This window comes from Amycolatopsis nivea, assembly GCF_004522235.1.
GTDB lineage: Bacteria > Actinomycetota > Actinomycetes > Mycobacteriales > Pseudonocardiaceae > Amycolatopsis > Amycolatopsis nivea.
Genome location: NZ_SDLT01000075.1, coordinates 1 through 19878, shown reverse-complemented (window position 1 = coordinate 19878; position 19878 = coordinate 1). Strand labels below are relative to the sequence as shown.

19 protein-coding genes are annotated in these 19878 nt (G+C 71.4%); 17 read left to right on the top strand and 2 right to left on the bottom strand.

All coding sequences use genetic code 11. The features are described from left to right. The 4 genes from infB to EIZ44_RS43135 all read left to right on the top strand — a co-directional run. The coding region (gene infB / locus EIZ44_RS43150; protein ID WP_134734483.1) for a translation initiation factor IF-2 at positions 1-1953 on the top strand (1953 nt) is incomplete at its 5' end. Positions 1954-2125: 172 nt separating this feature from the next. Beyond that, positions 2126-2419, top strand: a complete 294-nt coding sequence (locus tag EIZ44_RS43145) for a DUF503 domain-containing protein (protein WP_037812533.1) — start codon at positions 2126-2128, stop codon at positions 2417-2419. A 34-nt stretch (positions 2420-2453) separates the two neighbouring features. Then, entirely contained in the window at positions 2454-2927 is a 474-nt protein-coding gene (gene rbfA / locus EIZ44_RS43140) for a 30S ribosome-binding factor RbfA (protein WP_134734482.1), read from the top strand. 4 nt (positions 2928-2931) lie between these two features. Further along, positions 2932-3765 (top strand): alpha/beta hydrolase, encoded by an 834-nt coding sequence (locus EIZ44_RS43135; protein WP_134734481.1) that lies wholly within the window; start codon positions 2932-2934, stop codon positions 3763-3765. Positions 3766-3790: 25 nt separating this feature from the next. On the opposite strand, the gene EIZ44_RS43130 is transcribed toward EIZ44_RS43135, so the two are convergent. Continuing rightward, positions 3791-4825, bottom strand: coding sequence for a TRM11 family SAM-dependent methyltransferase (locus EIZ44_RS43130; RefSeq protein ID WP_205673485.1), 1035 nt, complete (start codon positions 4823-4825; stop codon positions 3791-3793). A 25-nt stretch (positions 4826-4850) separates the two neighbouring features. Between EIZ44_RS43130 and EIZ44_RS43125 the strand changes: the two genes are divergently transcribed. After that, positions 4851-5861 (top strand): DHH family phosphoesterase, encoded by a 1011-nt coding sequence (locus EIZ44_RS43125; protein ID WP_134734480.1) that lies wholly within the window; start codon positions 4851-4853, stop codon positions 5859-5861. A gap of 111 nt (positions 5862-5972) precedes the next feature. Here EIZ44_RS43125 and EIZ44_RS43120 read toward each other — a convergent pair whose 3' ends face one another. After that, positions 5973-6542, bottom strand: a complete 570-nt coding sequence (locus EIZ44_RS43120) for a TetR/AcrR family transcriptional regulator (protein ID WP_134670170.1) — start codon at positions 6540-6542, stop codon at positions 5973-5975. 247 nt (positions 6543-6789) lie between these two features. Here EIZ44_RS43120 and EIZ44_RS43115 point away from each other — a divergent pair, with 247 nt between their 5' ends. The 12 genes from EIZ44_RS43115 (at position 6790) to EIZ44_RS43060 (ending at position 19809) form a co-directional block, all read left to right on the top strand. Then, complete coding sequence (locus tag EIZ44_RS43115; RefSeq protein ID WP_037812524.1) at positions 6790-8127, top strand: MATE family efflux transporter; 1338 nt, start codon at positions 6790-6792, stop codon at positions 8125-8127. A gap of 57 nt (positions 8128-8184) precedes the next feature. Then, positions 8185-9006: a PhzF family phenazine biosynthesis protein gene (locus tag EIZ44_RS43110; RefSeq protein ID WP_037812522.1), complete on the top strand. Its 822-nt coding sequence runs from the start codon at positions 8185-8187 to the stop codon at positions 9004-9006. Between the two features lie 111 nt (positions 9007-9117). Next, the gene (locus EIZ44_RS43105) at positions 9118-10437 is read left to right on the top strand and encodes an MFS transporter (RefSeq protein WP_134670175.1); all 1320 of its coding nucleotides are present in this window, start codon (positions 9118-9120) and stop codon (positions 10435-10437) included. A gap of 748 nt (positions 10438-11185) precedes the next feature. Next, complete coding sequence (gene truB / locus EIZ44_RS43100; RefSeq protein ID WP_134734479.1) at positions 11186-12103, top strand: tRNA pseudouridine(55) synthase TruB; 918 nt, start codon at positions 11186-11188, stop codon at positions 12101-12103. 42 nt (positions 12104-12145) lie between these two features. Beyond that, positions 12146-13111: a bifunctional riboflavin kinase/FAD synthetase gene (locus tag EIZ44_RS43095; RefSeq protein WP_078870440.1), complete on the top strand. Its 966-nt coding sequence runs from the start codon at positions 12146-12148 to the stop codon at positions 13109-13111. Between the two features lie 164 nt (positions 13112-13275). Continuing rightward, positions 13276-13752 (top strand): helix-turn-helix domain-containing protein, encoded by a 477-nt coding sequence (locus tag EIZ44_RS43090; protein ID WP_043827020.1) that lies wholly within the window; start codon positions 13276-13278, stop codon positions 13750-13752. 3 nt (positions 13753-13755) lie between these two features. Then, positions 13756-14268 carry an RNA 2',3'-cyclic phosphodiesterase gene (thpR, locus tag EIZ44_RS43085; protein WP_134734478.1) on the top strand — a complete coding sequence of 171 codons (513 nt, stop codon included), beginning with the start codon at positions 13756-13758 and terminating at the stop codon, positions 14266-14268. A 144-nt stretch (positions 14269-14412) separates the two neighbouring features. Further along, positions 14413-14682 (top strand): 30S ribosomal protein S15, encoded by a 270-nt coding sequence (rpsO, locus tag EIZ44_RS43080; RefSeq protein WP_037812514.1) that lies wholly within the window; start codon positions 14413-14415, stop codon positions 14680-14682. A gap of 237 nt (positions 14683-14919) precedes the next feature. Continuing rightward, on the top strand, positions 14920-17166 hold the full coding sequence (locus EIZ44_RS43075; RefSeq protein WP_134734477.1) for a polyribonucleotide nucleotidyltransferase: 2247 nt from the start codon (positions 14920-14922) through the stop codon (positions 17164-17166). A gap of 86 nt (positions 17167-17252) precedes the next feature. Further along, the gene (locus EIZ44_RS43070) at positions 17253-18617 is read left to right on the top strand and encodes a M16 family metallopeptidase (protein ID WP_134734476.1); all 1365 of its coding nucleotides are present in this window, start codon (positions 17253-17255) and stop codon (positions 18615-18617) included. Further along, positions 18614-19363 carry a 4-hydroxy-tetrahydrodipicolinate reductase gene (gene dapB, locus EIZ44_RS43065; RefSeq protein WP_037812509.1) on the top strand — a complete coding sequence of 250 codons (750 nt, stop codon included), beginning with the start codon at positions 18614-18616 and terminating at the stop codon, positions 19361-19363. Before EIZ44_RS43070 ends, dapB begins: the two co-directional genes overlap by 4 nt. Next, entirely contained in the window at positions 19360-19809 is a 450-nt protein-coding gene (locus EIZ44_RS43060; protein WP_167754467.1) for a tetratricopeptide repeat protein, read from the top strand. The genes dapB and EIZ44_RS43060 overlap by 4 nt, the downstream gene beginning before the upstream one ends. Positions 19810-19878: the final 69 nt, after the last annotated feature.

The window sequence follows — 19878 nt, the reverse complement described above, 5'->3', positions numbered from 1 at the left end:
GGTCGCGGCGGCCCCGGCGGTCGCGGCGGCACGGCCGGCGCGTTCGGCCGTCCCGGCGGGCCCTCGCGCAAGGGCCGCAAGTCGAAGCGGCAGAAGCGCCAGGAGTACATGGACAACATGCAGGCGCCCAGCGTCGGCGGCGTCCGCCTGCCCAAGGGCAGCGGCGAGACGATCCGGCTGCCGCGCGGCGCTTCGCTGACCGACTTCGCCGAGAAGATCGACGCCAACCCGGCTTCGCTGGTGCAGGTGCTCTTCCACCTCGGCGAGATGGTCACCGCGACGCAGTCCGTGTCGGACGACATCCTCGAGCTGCTCGGCGGCGAGATGAACTACGTCGTCCAGGTCGTCTCCCCCGAGGAGGAGGACCGCGAGCTGCTGGAGACCTTCGACATCACCTATGGCGAGGACGAGGGCGGCGAGGAGGACCTGCAGGTCCGTCCGCCGGTCGTCACCATCATGGGTCACGTCGACCACGGCAAGACCCGGCTGCTGGACACGATCCGCAAGACGAAGGTCCGCGAGAGCGAGGCCGGCGGGATCACCCAGCACATCGGCGCCTACCAGATCGAGACCGAGCTCGAAGGCGTGCCGCGGCTCATCACCTTCATCGACACCCCGGGTCACGAGGCGTTCACCGCCATGCGTGCCCGAGGCGCGAACTCGACCGACATCGCGGTGATCGTGGTGGCGGCCGACGACGGCGTCATGCCGCAGACGGTGGAGGCGATCAACCACGCGCAGGCCGCGAAGGCCCCGATCGTGGTCGCGATCAACAAGATCGACAAGGAGGGCGCGAACCCGGACAAGATCCGGCAGCAGCTCACCGAGTACAACCTCATCGCCGAGGAATACGGCGGCGACACGATGTTCGTCGAGATCTCCGCACGGGAGAACATCAACATCGACGGGCTTCTCGAGGCGATCCTGCTGACCGCGGACGCGGCTCTGGACCTCCGGGCCAACCCGGACATGGAGGCTCAAGGCGTCGCGATCGAGGCGCACCTCGACCGCGGCCGCGGCCCGGTGGCCACCGTCCTGGTCCAGCGCGGCACGCTGCGCGTCGGCGACTCGGTCGTGGCGGGCGACGCCTACGGCCGCGTCCGCCGGATGGTCGACGAGCACAACGAGGACGTCACCGAGGCGCTGCCCTCGCGTCCGGTCCAGGTCATCGGGTTCACCTCGGTGCCGGGAGCGGGCGACACCTTCCTGGTGGTCGACGAGGACCGCGTCGCCCGGCAGATCGCCGAGCGCCGTTCCGCTCGCACCCGCAACGCGCTCAACGCGTCGCGCCGCAAGCGGGTCAGCCTCGAGGACCTCGACTCCGCCTTGAAGGAGACGAGCAGCCTCAACCTGATCATCAAGGGCGACAACTCGGGTACCGTCGAGGCGCTCGAAGCGGCGCTGCTGCAGCTGGACGTCGGCGAAGACGTCGAACTGCACGTCGTGCACCGCGGCGTCGGCGGCGTGACCGAATCGGACATCGACCTGGCGACCGCGTCCGACGCGATCGTTCTCGGGTTCAACGTCCGGGCGCAGGGCAAGGCGACCGAGCGGGCCACCCGCGAGGGTGTCGACGTGCGCTACTACACGGTCATCTACCAGGCGATCGAAGAGATCGAGCAGGCTCTGAAGGGCATGCTCAAGCCGGAGTACGAAGAGGTCGAACTGGGCCGCGCCGAGGTCCGGGACGTCTTCAAGTCCTCCAAGATCGGCACGATCGCGGGTTGCCTGGTCATGTCCGGCGAGATCCGGCGCAACGCCAAGGCCCGCCTCCTGCGCGACGGCAACGTGGTCGCGCAGAACCTGCCAATCAACTCGCTGCGCCGCTTCAAGGACGACGTGGTCGAGGTCCGGGAAGGGTACGAGTGCGGTCTCACGCTGGGCTCGTACAGCGACATCAAGGTCGACGACGTGATCGAGACCTACGAACAGCGGGAGAAGCCCCGTAGCTGAGGGGGTTCGTCGGTGGGAGGGGTGTGCTCGCAAGCTGCGCTCGCCCCTCCCGCCTTCCCCGGTGTTGTGCGGGGGTCGAACCCCCGCGCCCCCGCCAGGGGGCAAGCCCCCTGGACCCCCGCGCGGGGTCCAGTCGGGCTGTTCCGTCGAGTTTGGTAGGTGCTGACTAGCTTTGTTCGTTGGAGCTTTGGAGCTCGACTTGCTGCTCGACGACGTGCATTCGTTGAAGCAGAAACGATCCGTGGTGCGGCCGGTGGTGGCCGAACTGCGGAAACGCTTTTCCGTCTCGGTCGCCGAGGCGGGACATCTGGACCTGCACCGGCGCGCGCTCATCGGCGTCGCCGCGGTCGCCCCCGACGGCGAGCACATCCGGGACGTGCTCGACGCGTGCGAGCGGTTCGCGGCGGGCCGCCCCGAGTTCGAACTGCTGTCCGCGCGCCGCCGGCTGCTCGGCCCGGACGACTAGAACACCCGGAAATCCGGAGAAGGAGACCTCAGCCATGGCCGATCCCGCTCGGGCACGCAAGCTCGCCAAGCGGATCTCGCAGATCGTGGCCTCGGCGATCGAACACGACGTCAAGGACCCGCGACTGGGCTCGGTGACCATCACCGACGCCCGCGTCACTGCGGACCTGCACGACGCCACGGTGTACTACACGGTGCTCGGCGAAAGCCTCGACGCGGAGCCGGACTTCGCGAGCGCCGCGGCCGCCCTGGAAGCCGCGCGCGGCGTCCTGCGCACGAAGGTGGGACAGGGCACCGGCGTCCGCTACACCCCGACGCTCACCTTCGTCGCGGACAGCGTCCCGGACGACGCCCGCCGCATCGAAGAACTGCTCGCGAAAGCCCGCGAATCGGACGCCGAGGTGGCCCGCCGGGCGACCGGAGCCCAGCCCGCGGGCGAAGCGGACCCTTACAAAGCTCCTCGGGCCGACGAGGACGAGGAGCAAACAGAAGAGGAGACGCGCGGCTGAAGCGATGCGGTCAAAGCCCGGTGTCACGCGACGCGGCCTGCTGTTCGGCAGTGCCGCGGCGCTCGTCTCCGCCTGCACCGGGCGCTCCGCCCCGGTGGTTGCGCCGACCTCGGCTGCCCCGGCCTCCAGCCCGTCGCCCCTGAAGGCGTCCGTCACGATCCACCGCAGGCACTCCGCGGCCCGCGGCCGGGACGTCGACGTCGTGCTCATGACGCCCGACGACGTCCCCAGCACCGGCCTGCCGGTCTGCGTGGCACTGCACGGCCGCGGGTCGAACGCCCGCACGTTCCTGGACCTGGGCGTGCCCGCGGCCCTCACCGCCGCGGTCCGCTCGGGCATCCCGCCGTTCGCGGTCGTCGCGGTCGACGGCAGCCACTACTGGATGCCCGACGGCGACGACGACCCGCACCGCATGCTCACCGACGAACTCCCCGGCTGGCTGTCCGAGGCGGGCCTCCGCCCGATGACCGGCCTCCTCGGCATCTCCATGGGCGGCTTCGGCGCCCTGAACCTTGCCCTCCACCGCCGCGACGTGACCGCCGTGGCGACCTGCAGCGCGGCCCTGTTCCGCACGTGGCCAGAAGCCCGGTCGCGGCACATCTTCGCGTCCGAGGACGACTGGACCGCCGCCGAACCGCTGCGGCACGTCGACGAACTCCCGACCCGAGGCCTCGGCGTGTGGTGCGGCGACGGCGATCCGTTCCTGGCGGCCAACCGGAAGCTGATCACCAGCGCCAAGCCGGAGGTCTCGCGGATCACGGCGGGCAAGCACACGGCGGAGTACTGGCAGGGAGTCCTGCCGGAAGTCCTGCGATTCCTCGGGCCGCGGCTGGCGTAGCGGGCTCTGCCAGTCCGGCGCGAAATCAGTTGGGCTTTCCCGCCACCACGAGATCCCGGACGATCGCCTGGTCCACCCGGTGCGCCAGCTCCTCGTACGGCCCGCCGGACCGCACCGCCAGCCCTGCCCGTTCCAGGATCGCCACCAGTTCCTCGCGCGGCAGCACATGCGTGTTCCACGAGATCCCGATGGCCCCGCCCGGCCGCAGCACGCGGTTCCACACCGGGATCGCCGCCGCGAGGAGGTCGCGCGGGCTGCGGGCCAGACCGGTCTCGCGGTGGCTGCCGTGCTGCACGCCGTACGGCGCGTCGGTCACGATCAGGTCCACTGACGCCGGGCGGAGGACCTCGTCGGTGGTCAGCGTGTCCGCGTTCAGGTAGCTGAGCCGGCGGGTGCGGCCGGACTTGTAGTCGTCCTTGTCGAACGCGTACTCGATGTCCAGCCGGCGGCCGAGGCGGACCTTGTTGCGGCGCAGCTGGCCGGATTCCGCGGTGTGCTTCACGCGCTTCGTGCGCAGCCACGTCTTCACGAACTGTTCGTACGCCTCGAAATCGCGCGCGTCGACGTCGAGGCCGGTCGCGTCGAAGCCGTACATCACGGCCTGGTTCAGCGTCGTCCCGCGCCCGCACAGCGGGTCGAGGACGTGCAGTTCGCGGTCCGGCCAGTCCGCGGGCCGCGAGGTCGCCAGCAGGGTGAGGTTGAGCAGCAGTTTCGTGAACTGCTCGTTGGTCTTGCCCGGGTACTTCTGAATGGTCAGCAGGTCGGAGTCCGCCTTCGCCAGCGGGTGCACGGCGACCGGCCGCAGCACGCCGTCGCCCAGTTCGAACAGGGCGTACAGCGAGGACAGGTTCGACAGCAGCGCCAGGTCGCGCTCGCCGAGCGGGGCGGCGCAGGCGAATTTCACGTACCCGACCCCGCCGAGTTCGATCTCTTCGATCGCCGACACCTCGGCGGACAGGCCGGCGCCGAAGGCCGCCAGTTCGGCGCGCAGCAGCGCCGGCGACGAGGCGGCGTACACGCGGTTGGCGGAAGGCAGAACGAGGATCACGTACTCAGGCATCCCGCAGAGCGTAGCGTGACACTTCGTGACAGCTTCCCTGGTACAGGACATCGAGGCCGCCGCCGCACTGCTGGCCGGGGCCACCGACGTGACGCTGCTCGGCCACGTGCGCCCCGACGCGGACGCCCTCGGCAGCGCGCTGGCCCTCGGCCACGTGCTGCATCGCCGCGGCGCGAACGTGCGAGTCGCCTTCGGCGAGCCGGACGAGGCCCCGGAAACACTGGCGTGGCTGGACGTCGACGGCCTGATCACTCCCGTCGGCGCCCTCCCTCCGACGGACGGTCTGCTGGTCGCGTTGGACACCCCGACCCTGGCCCGCCTGGGCAGGCTCGCCCCGCGGGTCGCCGCGGTCCGCGACGCGGGCGGTTCGGTCCTGGTCGTCGACCACCACGCGACCAACGCCCGCTACGGCACCCATCACGTCGTGGACGACACCGCCGAAGCGACGGCGATCCTGGTCACGCGGATCGTCGAGGCGATGGGGGTCGAACTGGACGCGGCGGCCGCGCGCTGCCTGTACGCCGGGGTGGTCACCGATACGAGCGGCTTCCGACGGGCGAGCCCCGAAACGCACCGGATCGCCGCCCGCCTCCTGGAAGCCGGGGCCGACCCGGGCGAGGTGGCCCGCCGCATCGTCGATGATCACCCGTTCGCGTGGCTGCCGATGCTGTCGACGGTCCTGTCCGAGGCCCGGCTGGAACCCGAAGGGGCGCAAGGATTCGGCTTCGTCCACACGGTGGTGCGCGCGGCCGCCGCGGCGACGGTGCGGCTCGAAGAGGTGGAGTCGGTGATCGACGTGGTACGCGCGACCCGGGAGGCCGGTGTCGCGGCGGTGCTGAAGGAGGCCGGGCCGGGTCCAGTGTGGACGGTCTCGCTGCGCTCGGCCGGAGACATCGACGTGTCCGCGGCTGCTGCGGAGTTCGGCGGGGGAGGGCACCGGATGGCGGCGGGGTGCACGGCGGAAGGTCCGGCGGAGGAGGTGCTGGACCGGCTGCGGAAGGCGTTGGGACGGGCACCGCTGTTGCGGGCTTCCTGAACCGGGCTGGGCGCGTTCGACGGCAGCATCAGCGCAGCCGCGTCCGGAAGCTTCGCTGGACCCGTGTCGTACTGCTGACTGGGTCCGGCGCTCGCGGAAGACGCGGCCTGGTCAGCTTGGTCGGCGCAGGCCGTCCAGCACGAGGGTGATGACGTCGTCGGCCTCGGCCCGCCACCGGGGACGGTCGTGGGCCGCGCCGATGCCGTGCAGAGCCATCATCACGGCACCGGCATCCACGTCGTCGCGAACGGCGCCGTCTTGCACGGCAGCGGCCACCAGGTCGGTGACGGCCTCCTCCAGCGCCTGGCTGCCCCCGGCCAGTGCGTTCGAGCGGTCGGCCATGAGCGTGGCCAGCGTCCGGGCCAGGCCGGCGTGGGCGTCGATGTGGTCGACCATGCCGCGCAGGAACGTCGCCAGCGCCTCCGCCGCGGGCAGCGTGGCTTGCAACTCGCGGGCGCGGTCGCACAGCGCGGCGACTTCCCCGTGGTAGACCGCCTCGGCCAGCGCCTCCCTGGTGGGGAAGTGGCGGTACAGCGTGCCGGTGCCCACCCCGGCCAGGCTGGCGAAGTCGTCGAAGCGCAGGTCGAAGAACTCGCCCGCGTCGAAGATCTCGCGCGCTTTGGCGACCAGGAGGTCGCGGTTGCGCTGGGCGTCGGCCCGCAGCGGCTTGCCCGCGGTCATGCGCTGCCCTCCCGTCGGCAAGCGGAGATCGTCTCCAATTCAATCGTACTGCACGAGGTGGCGCGAAAATCCTGCTGCCCGGCCGCAGCTGAGACAGCCGCCCGTGCCGGAGCACGCCACAGAGGACGCCCGCCTGTCCTAGATTCCCTTGCCCGATAAGCGAATCTCGGGTCCCGCTTGCCCGCATCCGGTCGCCCTCGCGGTCCGGGCCGCCGGAATTGTCGGTGCCGGTAGTTACTCTCCTCCCGTGTCCGAAAACGCCACGACCACCGCCGTAAGCGGTGACCGCATCCCGCCCCGCCGAGTGTTCGGCCTCGCCGTGCCCGCGCTCGGCGTGCTCGCCGCCGAGCCGCTCTACGTGCTGGTCGACACCGCCGTCGTCGGCCATCTCGGGGCGTTGCCGCTCGCCGGCCTCGCGCTGGGCGGCGTGGTGTTGTCGCAGGTCTCCACGCAGCTCACCTTCCTGTCCTACGGCACCACGTCGCGCACCGCGCGGCTGCACGGCGCGGGCAGGCGCGCCGACGCGGTCCGCGAAGGCGTGCAGGCCACCTGGCTGGGCGTGCTGGTCGGGCTGGTGCTGCTGGTGGCGGGGCAACTGCTGGCCGGGCCGATCGCCCGCGCGCTTTCGGGCAGCGACGAGATCGCCGCGGCGGCCGTGTCGTGGCTGCGGATCGCGTTGTTCGGCGCGCCGCTGATCCTCGTCACGATGGCGGGCAACGGCTGGATGCGCGGCGTGCAGGACGCCACCCGTCCGCTGCGCTATGTGCTGGCGGGCAACGGAATTTCCGCCGTTCTGTGCCCGGTGCTGGTGTATGTCGCCGATCTCGGGCTGGAGGGGTCGGCGATCGCGAACGTCGTCGCGCAGGTCGTGTCCGCGTCGATGTTCGTCGCCGCGCTGGTGCGGGAAAAGGTGCCGCTGCGGCCGGATTTCCCGGTGATGCGGGCACAACTGGGTCTCGGCCGGGACCTGGTGCTGCGCAGTTTCGCGTTCCAGGCGTGCTTTGTGTCCGCTGCCGCGGTGGCCGCGCGCACCTCGACCGAGGCGGTCGGGGCGCACCAGGTGGTCCTGCAGCTCTGGACGTTCCTGTCCCTGGTGCTCGATTCGGTCGCGATCGCCGCGCAATCGCTCGTCGGTGCGGCGCTCGGCGCGGGAGCGGCGCGGCAGGCGCGCGGGGTGGCCACGCAGATCACCGGATACGGCTTGATTTTCGGCTGTTTCCTCGGCGTGCTGTTCGCGGCGTTGTGGAGTGTCCTGCCGCACGCGTTCACGTCCGATCCGGGAGTGCTCGGCGAAATCCCGCACGCCTGGTGGTTCTTCGTGGCGCTGCAACCGATCGCGGGGGTGGTGTTCGCGCTCGACGGGGTCCTCCTCGGTGCGGGGGACGCCGCCTTCCTCCGCACCGCCACGCTCGTCAGCGCCGGGCTCGGGTTCCTGCCGCTGATCTGGCTGTCGCTGGCGCTGGGCTGGGGGCTGAGCGGGATCTGGAGCGGGTTGTCGCTGTTCATGGTGTTCCGGCTGGCGGCGGTGGTGGCGCGATGGCGGTCCGGGCGGTGGGCCGTGGTCGGCGCGGTGCGGGAGGCGTGATGGCATAACGGCGAAACCCGCTCGCCGCCGGCGCCCGGCGGATGCGAGGGTGGGCGCATGCCGAAGTTCACCCAGGTCGACGTCTTCACCGACGAGCTCACCCGAGGCAACGCGCTCGCTGTCGTGCACGACGCGGACGCGCTGTCCGACGAGCGGATGGCGGCGTTCGCCCGCTGGACGAACCTCAGCGAGACCACGTTCCTGCTGGAGCCGTCCGACCCGGCCGCCGACTACCGCGTGCGGATCTTCACGCCGCACGGCGAGCTGCCCTTCGCCGGGCATCCGACGCTCGGGTCGGCGCGGGCGTGGCTGGCCGCCGGGGGAGAGCCGAAAGCCGGGCACCTCGTGCAGGAATGCGGGGCCGGGCTCGTCCGGGTGCGCCGCGACGGCGACCGGCTGGCGTTCGCCGCGCCTCCGCTGCGCCGCAGCGGTCCGGTGGACGAGGCCGACCTCGCCGCGGTGAAGCGCGGTCTGCACCTCGGCGACGCCGACGTCCTCGACGCGCGCTGGGCGGACAACGGCCCCGGCTGGGTCGCGCTGCTGCTGCGCGACGCGGCGACCGTCCTCGCCATCGAGCCGGACTTCGCCGCGCTCGGCGAGTTCAAGGTGGGCGTCGCCGGTGCGCAGCCCGCCGGATCCGACACGGCCTTCGAGGTCCGCGCGTTCAGCGACACCGTCGAGGACCCGGTCACCGGCAGCCTCAACGCTGCGCTCGGCCAGTGGCTGATCGGCGACGGCATCGCGCCCGAGTCGTACGTCGCGGCGCAGGGAACGCGGCTCGGCAGGCGCGGGCGGGTGCACGTCGAACGGGACGGCGACGACGTGTGGGTCGGCGGCGAAACGGTCGTCGGAATCCGGGGCGAAGCGGATCTGTGGTGAAGCACACCCCGGTCACGGCTATGTCTCGAGGTTGCTGAGGCGATACAACTATCGAGGCGGCAGCGTCGTCGTCCTCCTAGCCCGACGCTCGCCTGCTTACTGGAGGAACTCTTGACGCCCGCCGGCCGCGCCCCTGTCCGGTCCTGGCTCATCTGGCTCACCGCGGTCACGGTGTACCTGCTCGCCGTTTTCCACCGCACTTCGTTCGGCGTCGCCGGGCTGAAGGCGGCCGAACGCTTCGGCGTCGGGTCCGCCGCGCTCGGCATCTTCACCGTCCTGCAGGTCGGCGTGTACGCGGCCATGCAGATCCCGACCGGCGTGCTGGTCGACCGCTACGGCCCGCGCCGCGTGCTCACCGCCGCCGTCCTGATCCTCGGCTCCGGGCAGCTGCTGCTCGGCGTCGCCGACACCTACGCACTCGGCCTGGTGGCCCGCGGCGTCCTCGGCCTCGGTGACGCGCTCACCTTCGTCAGCGTCCTGCGCCTCGTCGCGGCGCACTTCCCGGCGCACCGGTACGCACTGCTCGCGTCGTTCACCTCCTGTGTGGGCTACATCGGAAACCTCGCCGCGACCGTCCCGCTCACCCTGCTCCTCGACGGTCCAGGATGGACAGTCACCTTCCTCGCCGTCGGCGCGGTGACGGTGCTTTATGCGGTGCCGGTCGCGCTGCGCGTCCGCGACACCCCCGAAGGCGTACCGGAACGCAAGCGCGAACCCGTGCGCCCGGCGGAACTTGGCAGGCAGGTCAAACTGGCCTGGCGGACTCCCGGCACCCGGCTGGGTTTCTGGGTGCACTTCTCGACGATGTTCGCGCCGAACGTGCTGACCCTGTTGTGGGGCGTGCCTTTCCTGGTGCAGGGCGAAGGTTTGCCTGCGGCGACCGCCAGCGCGCTGCTCACCGTCTTCGTATTCGGCTCCATGGCAGGCGGCCCGCTCCTGGGCGCGGTGATCGGCCGCGCCCCAGTGCTGCGAGTGCCGCTGGTCATCGGCTACCTCGCCGGAGCGGCGATCGTGTGGGCGGTGCTGCTCGGCTGGAACGGCCACATCCCGGTAGGCGTCCTCGTCCCCGCATTCGCCTTCCTCACCCTGGGCGGCCCGGCGTCGATGATCGGCTTCGCCATCGCCCGCGACTACAACCCGCTGTCCCGCGTCGGAACCGCGACCGGAGTGGTGAACGTCGGCGGCTTCCTGGCGACCACGGTGACCGCCCTGCTGATCGGCATCCTCCTCCAGGCAACCGGCGGCAACTTCCGGATCGCGCTGCTGGTCGTCGTGGCCATGCTGGCACTGGGCGCTTCGCGAATGCTCGTGTGGTGGCGCCGGGCCCGCGCCCACGTATTCGCCGCGGAAGCCCGAGGCGAAGAGGTCCCGGTCCGCATCCGGCGGCACCGCTGGGACCGCGCCCCGGAAGAGGCCGTGGCCGCCGCCTGAGCCACCCGCGCTGACCCGGTTCGACCGCCCCGGGCATGCGTCCGGGGCGACCGCCCGAGCCAGTCGCCCTGCCCAGGCACCGAGGTCACTCGCTGGGGGAGTCCATCTGCGGCGACCGCCCCAGGCTTCGGTCGCCCAGGGCGGTCGGCCGGGACACTCGCCCTGGCCGACCGCGCAGATCGGCAGCCTGGAGCGTTCGCCCGGTCGGTCCCCAGACCAGGTCGACTGCCCAGGGCGCTTGCCCGGATCGTCCGCCCAAGCTGGTCGGCTGCCCAGGGCACTCGCCCGAACTGGTTGCTCGGGCACGTTGTGGCCCAGTCGGTTCGGCTCCCAGGGCGATCGTCCGGGCCATCTGCCCGAGCCGGTCCACTGCCCAGGGCATTTGCCCGGACCATCCGCCCGAGCCGCCCGCCCAGGGCGCTTGCCCGGATCGTCCGCCCGAGATGGTCGACTGCCCAGGGCGCCTGCCCGGCTCATTCGCTGGAGCCGGTCAGCTGCCCAGGGCACTCGCCCGAACTGGTTGCTCGGGCACGTTGTGGCCCAGTCGGTTCGGCTCCCAGAGCGATCGTCCGGCTCATTCGCCCGAGCCGGTCGACCGCCCAGGGCACTTGCCCGGACCACCCGCCCGAACCGCCCGCCCAGCCGACCAACCACCCGGACCAGCCCCGAACCCAACCCCCCTCCGCCCCGCACCCCCGCCCAGAACCGGGCGCCAGCCGCGGAATCCGGTCTAGGTAGGGTTTCCGCCGTGTCTCGCCCGAAAGAACCGCGTCGTCCCGCCCCTCCTCCCGGACTGCTCATCGTCGACAAACCGGCGGGCATGACGTCGCACGACGTGGTCGCGCGGGCGCGGCGGATCATGGGCACCCGCAAGGTCGGCCACGCCGGCACGCTCGACCCGATGGCGACCGGGGTGCTGGTGCTCGGCATCGAGCGCGCCACCAAACTGCTCGGCCACCTCGCGCTCGACCGCAAGACCTATCTCGCCACCCTGTCGCTCGGCCGGTCCACCACCACCGACGACGCCGAAGGCGAACCGCTCGGCGCCGAGGCCGCGCCGGAAACCCTGGCCGCTGTCACCGACGAGCAGATCGGCGACGGGATCACCGCGCTGACCGGGGACATCCAGCAGGTGCCCAGCGCCGTCTCCGCGGTCAAGATCGACGGCAAGCGCGCTTACGCCCGGGTGCGCGCGGGCGAGGACGTCGTCCTCCCGCCGCGGCCGGTGACCGTGCACCGGTTCGACGTTCTCGGTCTCCGCCGCGAGGACGACCGGATCGAGCTCGACGCGATCGTCGAATGCTCGTCCGGCACCTACGTCCGCGCGCTCGCTCGCGACCTCGGCGCCGGGCTCGGCGTCGGCGGGCACCTGAAAGCCTTGCGCCGCACCACAGTCGGGCCGTTCACGCTCGCCCGCGCGCGCACGCTCGACCAGCTCGAGGAAAAGCCAGAACTGTCGCTGGACCTCGACGCCGCCGTCGCCGCCGCGTTCCCGCGCCGCGATCTCGACGCCGCCACCGCCAAAGCAGTGCAATACGGCAGGCGCATCCCGGCCGCCGGGATCACCGGCACGTACGGCCTTTTCGCGCCGGACGGCCACGTGCTCGCGCTGGCCTCCGACACCGAGGGAGTGACCCGTTCGGTGGTGGTCCTCCTGCCCGCATAGGGTGGGAGGCAAAGGCACCTCGCTCGGGGAGAGTTGACAACAGTGCAGCGGTGGCGTGGGCTCGGGGACCTCCCGGGCGGCTGGGGACGGTGCGTGGTCACCATCGGCGTGTTCGACGGCGTGCACCGCGGGCACCAGGAACTGATCAAGCGCACCGTCGCGACGGCCGCCGAACGCGGCGTGCCCAGCGTGGTGCTCACCTTCGACCCGCATCCGTCCGAGGTGCTGCGGCCGGGCAGCCATCCCGCGCAGCTGACGACCCTGCGGCGCAAGGCCCAGCTGGTCGAGGGGCTCGGCGTCGACGTGTTCTGCGTGCTGCCCTTCACCCTCGAGCTGTCCCGGCTCAGCCCGCACGAGTTCGTGCACGAGGTGCTGGTCGACCGGCTGCACGCGGCCGCGGTGCTGGTCGGCGACAACTTCACCTTCGGGGCCAAGGCCGCGGGCAACGTCGCGCTGCTGCGCGAACTCGGCCGCCGCTTCGGGTTCGTCGCCTACGGCGCGGAGCTGCAGGGCCGTTCGCTCGACGACGACCGCGGCGCCAACGACATCACCTTCTCCTCGACGTACGTGCGCTCGTGCATCGACGCGGGCGACGTGGTGGCCGCGGCCGACGCGCTCGGCCGCCCGCACCGGCTGGAAGGCATCGTCGTGCGCGGCGACGGACGGGGCCACGACCTCGGCTACCCGACGGCCAACCTGTCCACCGCGCGCTTCGCCGCCGTGCCCGCGGACGGCGTCTACACGGCGTGGTTCACCCGGCTGTCCGATCCGGACCGGCGGCTGCGCGCGGCGGTGTCGGTCGGCACGAACCCGACGTTCTCCGGGCGCGAGCGCACCGTCGAGGCGTTCGTCCTGGACGTCGACGAGGACTTCTACGGCCAGCACGTCGCGCTGGACTTCGTCACCCGGTTGCGGGATCAGGCGCGGTTCGGGGCACCGGCCGATCTCGTGCGGAAGATCGACGAGGACGTGGCCCGGACCAGGGAAGCGCTCGGCTCGGACAGCTGAGCGGACCCGGTCCCGGGACAGGCCGGGCGCGGGGCGAATCGGGCGTTCCGGCCCGCGGGGGACGCCCGGAGTGGCAAGATGGGCCGGCGGCGCCGGGCCGGGGAAGCGAAGTGGGCCGGCAGCACCGGGCCGCGGGGACGACAGCGCTAGGGGAGCGGAGCTAGGTGGAGGACCACAAGATCGTCCAGCGGAACATCGCGCTGCAGCGGGAGTGGTACGGGGAGCCGCTGGGCGATCGGGTGCGCAGGCTGGTCGTGGCCTTCGACGTGTCGCAGGCGTTCCTGGCCGAGGTGCTGGGGATCAGCGCGCCGATGCTGAGCCAGGTGATGAGCGGGCGGCGGGCGAAGATCGGCAATCCGGTCGTGCTGGCCAGGATGATCATGCTCGAGCGCAAGATCCTGGTGCCCGAGGTCGCCGCGGGCGACCGCGACGCGATGCAGGCCGCGCTCGAGGACGTGCGCGATTCGCGGCCCACCGTCGGCCGCGACAACATCCCGGTCAACTCGGACGAGAAGATCGTGCTCGCGGGCATCCGGGACGTCGCCGAGGACGAGAACCTGGCCGAGGCGGCGAAGCTGCTCGACGAGGACTTCCCGGCGATCGCCGACCTGCTCCGCCGCGCGGGAGCCTCGGGCCAGTAGCCGATGCAGCTGTTCGCCGCACTGCGCCCGCCCGCCGACGTCGCGGCGGAAATCGCCGACGCGCTCGGCGAACGGGACCGGCTGCTGCGCTGGTCCGATCCGGCCGGCTGGCACATCACGCTGGCCTTTTACGGCGAGGCGGACCCCGCCGGCTGCGCCGCCTTCCTCGACCGGGCGCTCGACGGCCGAAAATCCGTTGACGTCCGGCTGCGGGGTTCGGGAACATTCCCGGGAGTGCTGTGGTTGGGAGTGGCGGGGGAGGACCTCGCCGATCTCGCCGCGGCCGCGGCCATGGGCTCCGGCGAACAACGCCCGTACCGGCCGCACCTGACGCTGGCGCGATGCTCCCGCACGCGGCCGCCGACGGCGTGGACGGAACACCTCGCCGGTTTCCGCGGCCGGGCCTGGACCGCGGACCGGGTCGAGCTGATGGGCGGCGGCAGCCCGTACCGCACGCTGCGGTCCTGGCCGCTGCGCCGCGCGGGAGCGGGCCGCGAGCCGACGCTGCCCAGCTAGCCGCACGCGGCTGAAGCCGCAGTTCAACCGGCTGGTAACCTCGCAATCGGGTCCGGCTGCAGTCCGTGGCGGCCGTGACCGTCTCACCCGGCCGCGTGGCGCGGTGCGGGCCTCACGGCACTAGATGCACAAGGAGCACCACCAGTGGCGCTGTCCACCGATGAGAAGAAGACGATCCTCGCCGAGTACGGGCTGCACGACTCGGACACCGGATCCCCCGAGGCCCAGGTCGCGCTGCTCACCAAGCGGATCATCGGCCTCACCGAACACCTGAAGACCCACAAGCACGACCACCACTCCCGTCGCGGTCTCCTGCTGCTGGTCGGCCGTCGCCGCCGGCTGCTGAACTACACGGAAAAGGTGGACGTGGCGCGGTACCGGGACCTGATCAAGCGTCTCGGCCTGCGCCGATAGCGTGCTGACGAGGGGGAGCGGCTTCGGCCGCTCCCCCTCGCCGCAAGCACACCCCCCACACGGCGCGAGCGCGCTGGAGGAACGATCTCGCCGGTCCTCGGTAGTGGTTCCCGGGCAACGGACCCGGGGGCTTCGATCGAAGACCGGCCTCACACCTCCTCGAGCGTCCTCGGGCGAACCGGGTCCCACAGTGGGAGACTCTCGCCGTACGAAGGAACCAAAGAGGAGATTGACCATATGACCGACTCCACCGGAGTCACCGTGTTCGAGACCGAAGCCGTTCTGGACAACGGCCGGTTCGGCACCCGCACCGTCCGGTTCGAGACCGGCCGGCTCGCCAAGCAGGCCGCCGGCGCCGTCGTCGCGTACCTGGACGAAGAGACCATGCTGCTGTCGGCGACCACGGCGTCGAAGCACCCGAAGGAGCACTTCGACTTCTTCCCGCTGACCGTGGACGTCGAGGAGCGGATGTACGCCGCCGGCCGCATCCCGGGCGCGTTCTTCCGCCGCGAGGGCCGCCCGTCGACCGACGCGATCCTCACCGCCCGCCTGATCGACCGCCCGCTGCGCCCGTCCTTCGCCGACGGCCTGCGCAACGAGATCCAGGTCGTCATCACCGTCCAGAGCCTCAACCCGGACGACCCGTACGACGTGCTGGCGATCAACGCCGCGTCGGCCTCCACCCAGATCGCCGGCCTGCCGTTCTCCGGCCCGGTCGGCGGCGTGCGCGTCGCGCTGATCGAGGGCCAGTGGGTCGCGTTCCCGACCTGGCCGCAGCTCGAGAAGGCTACCTTCAACATGGTGGTCGCCGGCCGCATCGTCGGCGACGACGTCGCGATCATGATGGTCGAGGCCGAGGGCACCGAGCACACGCTCGACCTGATCGCCGACGGCGGCACCGCGCCCGACGAGACCACCGTCGCGCAGGGCCTCGAGGCCGCGAAGCCGTTCATCCGCGTGCTGTGCGAGGCGCAGCAGCGCCTGGCCGCCGACGCCGCGAAGCCGACCGGCGAGTTCCCGCTGTACCCGGCCTACCAGCCGGACATCTACGAGGCCGTCGCCGCGATCGCGTCCGACGAGCTCGCCAAGGCGCTGCAGATCGCCGGCAAGCAGGAGCGCGACGCCGCGACCGACGAGGTCAAGGCCGCCGTCCTGGAGAAGCTCGGCCTCGGCGAGGGCGAAGCCTTCGAGGGCCGCGACAAGGAGGTCGGCGGTGCGTTCAAGGCGCTGACCAAGAAGATCATGCGGACCCGCGTCCTCACCGAGAAGATCCGGATGGACGGCCGCGGCCTGACCGACATCCGCCAGCTCTCGGCCGAGGTCGCCGTGATCCCGCGGGCGCACGGTTCGGCGCTGTTCGAGCGCGGCGAGACCCAGATCCTGGGCGTCACCACGCTGAACATGCTCCGCATGGAGCAGCAGATCGACTCGCTGTCCCCGGAGACGACGAAGCGCTACCTGCACCACTACAACTTCCCGCCGTTCTCCACCGGCGAGACCGGCCGCGTCGGCTCGCCGAAGCGGCGCGAGATCGGCCACGGCATGCTCGCCGAGCGCGCCCTGGTCCCGGTGCTGCCGAAGCGGGACGAGTTCCCGTACGCGATCCGCCAGGTCTCCGAGGCGCTGGGCTCCAACGGCTCCACCTCGATGGGCTCGGTCTGCGCGTCCACCATGGGCCTGTTCAACGCCGGCGTGCCGCTGAAGGCTCCGGTCGCGGGCATCGCCATGGGCCTGGTGTCCGACGAGGTCGACGGCGAGACGCGTTATGTCGCGCTCACCGACATCCTCGGCGCCGAGGACGCGCTGGGCGACATGGACTTCAAGGTCGCCGGCACGAAGGACATCATCACCGCGCTGCAGCTGGACACCAAGCTGGACGGCATCCCGTCCGAGGTGCTCGCGGCCGCGCTGAAGCAGGCGAAGGACGCTCGCCTCACCATCCTGGAAGTCATCGCCGAGGCGATCGACGGCCCGGACGAGATGAGCCCGTACGCCCCGCGCGTCACGTCGGTGAAGATCCCGGTCGACAAGATCGGCGAGGTCATCGGGCCGAAGGGCAAGATGATCAACTCGATCACCGAGGAGACCGGCGCCGACATCTCGATCGAGGACGACGGCACGATCTACGTGGGCGCGGCCGACGGCCCGTCCGCGGAGGCGGCGATCGGCAAGATCAACGCCATCGCCAACCCGCAGCTGCCGAAGGTCGGCGAGCGCTTCCTGGGCACCGTGGTGAAGACGGCCGCGTTCGGCGCGTTCGTCTCGCTGCTGCCGGGCAAGGACGGCCTCGTGCACATCTCGAAGCTGGGCAACGGCAAGCGGATCGCGAAGGTCGAGGACGTGGTGAACGTCGGCGACAAGATCCGCGTCGAGATCGCCGACATCGACAACCGCGGCAAGATCAGCCTGATCGTCGTCAAGGAAGAAGACGCGGCGAAGCCCGCTGAGGGCGACGCGGAGGCGGAGAAGGCCGAAGCCAAGTAAGGCTCGCGCCCCGCACAGCTTGGTCCGTGAAGGCCCCCTCTCCGGCCGGGGAGGGGGCCTTCACCGCATGTGAGCAAAGGAATCCATTGGCACGGCAGGTTTCCGGGCACGAGCAGCCCGTCGGCACCACCCGTACGCTCGAGTCCACTTCGGACGGTGCGGTCGTCAAGCGGAGCGTCCTTCCCGGCGGCCTGCGGGTGATCACCGAGCACGTCCCGGCGTCCCGGTCGGCGACGGTCGGGCTGTGGGTCGGGGTCGGTTCGCGGGACGAGCCGTCGCCGGTCGCGGGCGCGGCGCACTACCTGGAACACTTGCTGTTCAAGGGAACCGCCCACCGCGACGCCACCCAGATCGCGGAGGAGATCGACGCGGTCGGCGGCGAATTCAACGCCTTCACCGCGAAAGAGCACACCTGCTACTACGCCCAGGTCCTGGACGCGGATCTGCCGCTGGCGCTCGACCTCGTCACCGACGTGGTCTTCGAAGCGCAGTGCACCGATCGCGACATGGACATGGAACGCAGCGTCGTCCTCGAAGAGATCGCGATGCGCGACGACGACCCGGAAGACCTGCTGCACGAGGAGTTCGTCAGCGCGATCCTCGGCGACCACCCGCTGGGCCGTCCGGTGCTGGGCACGGAAAAGTCCATCACCGAGATGTCGCCGGTCGCGCTGCGCGGCTTCTACCGCCGTCGCTACACCCTGCCGCGGATGGTGCTCGCGGTCGCCGGGAACGTCGAACACGCCCAGGTGCTGCGGCTGGTCAAGCGCGCACTGAACGATCGCCTGGGCGGCACGGCGACGCCGGTCGCGCCGCGGTCCGGCCGCGCGCGGCTGAAGACGGTGCCGAAGCTGGCGCTGCACCCGGACGACACCGAACAGGCGCACGTGATGCTCGGCTTCCGCGCGCTGCCGCGGCACGACGAGCGCCGGTTCACCCTGTCGGTGCTCAACGCGGCGCTCGGCGGCGGCATGAGTTCGCGGCTCTTCCAGGAGATCCGGGAGCGGCGAGGCCTGGCGTACCAGGTGTATTCGTCGGTGGCGAGCTACGCCGACCTCGGGCACATGTCGGTGTACGCGGGCTGCCAGCCGGAGCGCCTCGGCCAGGTCGCCGGGGTGATCCGCGAGGTGCTCGATTCGGTCGCCGCGGACGGGCTGTCCGACGCCGAGGTCGCGCGCGCCAAGGGACAGCTGCGCGGCGGGCTCGTGCTGGGCCTGGAGGACACGTCGTCGCGGATGTCCCGGATCGGCAAGAACGAGCTGAACTACGCCCGGTACCTGGGCGTGGACGACACGATCGCGCGGATCGACGCGGTCACGACCGAAGACGTGTGTGCGCTCGCTCGCACTCTGCTGCGGCGCCCCGGCGGGGTGTCGTCCGCGGCGGTGGTGGGGCCGTACGCTCACGCCGACGACCTGCCGGACGATCTGCACGAGGTGATCGCGTCATGACCGAGTCCCCGATCCGCGTCGGCGTGCTGGGCGCACGCGGCCGCATGGGCGCCACCGTGGTGAAAGCCGTGGAAGGCGCCGCGGACCAGGAACTGGTGGCCGCGCTGGACGCGGGCGACGATTTCGCCGCGCTCGAGAACGCCCAGGTGGTCGTGGACTTCACGCATCCGGACGCGGTGATGGACAACCTGCGCTGGCTGATCGCGCACGACCTGCACGCGGTCGTGGGGACTACGGGCTTCAGCGAGGAGCGGCTGGCCGAACTGCGCGGGCTGCTGGCGGACAAGCCGTCGGTGGGCGTGCTGATCGCCCCGAACTTCGCGCTGGGCGCGGTGCTGGCGATGCGGTTCGCGGCGCAGGCGGCGAAGTTCTACGCCTCGGCCGAGATCATCGAACTGCACCACAACCGCAAGGCCGACGCCCCGTCCGGCACCGCCGCGCACACCGCGCGGATGATCGCCGCCGCGCGGGCCGAGGCCGGGGTCACTCCCGGCTCGGACGCCACCACGTCCGAATTGGACGGTGCCCGCGGCGCCTCCGTCGAGGACGTCCACGTGCACTCGGTCCGGCTGCCGGGCCTGGTGGCGCACGAGGAGATCCTGTTCGGCGGCGAGGGCGAAACCCTGACCATCCGGCACGATTCGCTGGACCGGACGTCGTTCATGCCCGGCGTCCTGCTCGGCGTGCGCTCGGTGGTGTCGCGTCCCGGCCTGACGGTCGGCCTGGAGAACGTGCTCGACCTGTGAAAGCTCGCAATTTCGCGCTGCTGATGACGGCGGCGCTCGTGGTGTACCTCGTCCTGCTGGCGGACCGGGCCGTGGCGCTGCTGCAGACCGGGACGCCGGCCGGGATCGCGCTGGGCATCGGCGTCTTCCTGCTGCCGCTGCTGGGCGTGTGGATCGTCGTGGTGACGTGGCGCTCCGGCATGCAGATCCAGCGGCTGTCGCGGCGATTGGACGCCGAGGGCGGCCTGCCGGACGTGTCGGACCTGCCGCGCCGCCCGTCCGGCCGCGTGGACCGCGACGCCGCGGACGCGTGGTTCGACGAACGCCGCGCGGAAGTCGAGGCGGACCAGGAAAACTGGCGGCCCTGGTACCGGCTGGCGTACGCGTACGACATCGCGGGCGACCGGCGGCGGGCGCGGGCGACCATGCGCAAGGCGATCGAACTGGAAGCGGCGGAACAGAAGTAGCGCCGGCACCCCACTCCCGCTGATGTATGTGAGGGGAACCCTGAGTGAACTGGGCCCCGGAAGTTGGAC

Coding starts and splice junctions, on each gene's coding strand:
- EIZ44_RS43110 (WP_037812522.1), top strand. CDS start 8,185: ATGCCGAAGTTCACCCAGGTCGACGTCTTCACCGACGAGCTCACCCGA.
- dapB (WP_037812509.1), top strand. CDS start 18,614: ATGACCGAGTCCCCGATCCGCGTCGGCGTGCTGGGCGCACGCGGCCGC.
- EIZ44_RS43135 (WP_134734481.1), top strand. CDS start 2,932: ATGCGGTCAAAGCCCGGTGTCACGCGACGCGGCCTGCTGTTCGGCAGT.
- EIZ44_RS43075 (WP_134734477.1), top strand. CDS start 14,920: ATGACCGACTCCACCGGAGTCACCGTGTTCGAGACCGAAGCCGTTCTG.
- rbfA (WP_134734482.1), top strand. CDS start 2,454: ATGGCCGATCCCGCTCGGGCACGCAAGCTCGCCAAGCGGATCTCGCAG.
- thpR (WP_134734478.1), top strand. CDS start 13,756: ATGCAGCTGTTCGCCGCACTGCGCCCGCCCGCCGACGTCGCGGCGGAA.
- EIZ44_RS43130 (WP_205673485.1), bottom strand. CDS start 4,825: ATGCCTGAGTACGTGATCCTCGTTCTGCCTTCCGCCAACCGCGTGTAC.
- EIZ44_RS43120 (WP_134670170.1), bottom strand. CDS start 6,542: ATGACCGCGGGCAAGCCGCTGCGGGCCGACGCCCAGCGCAACCGCGAC.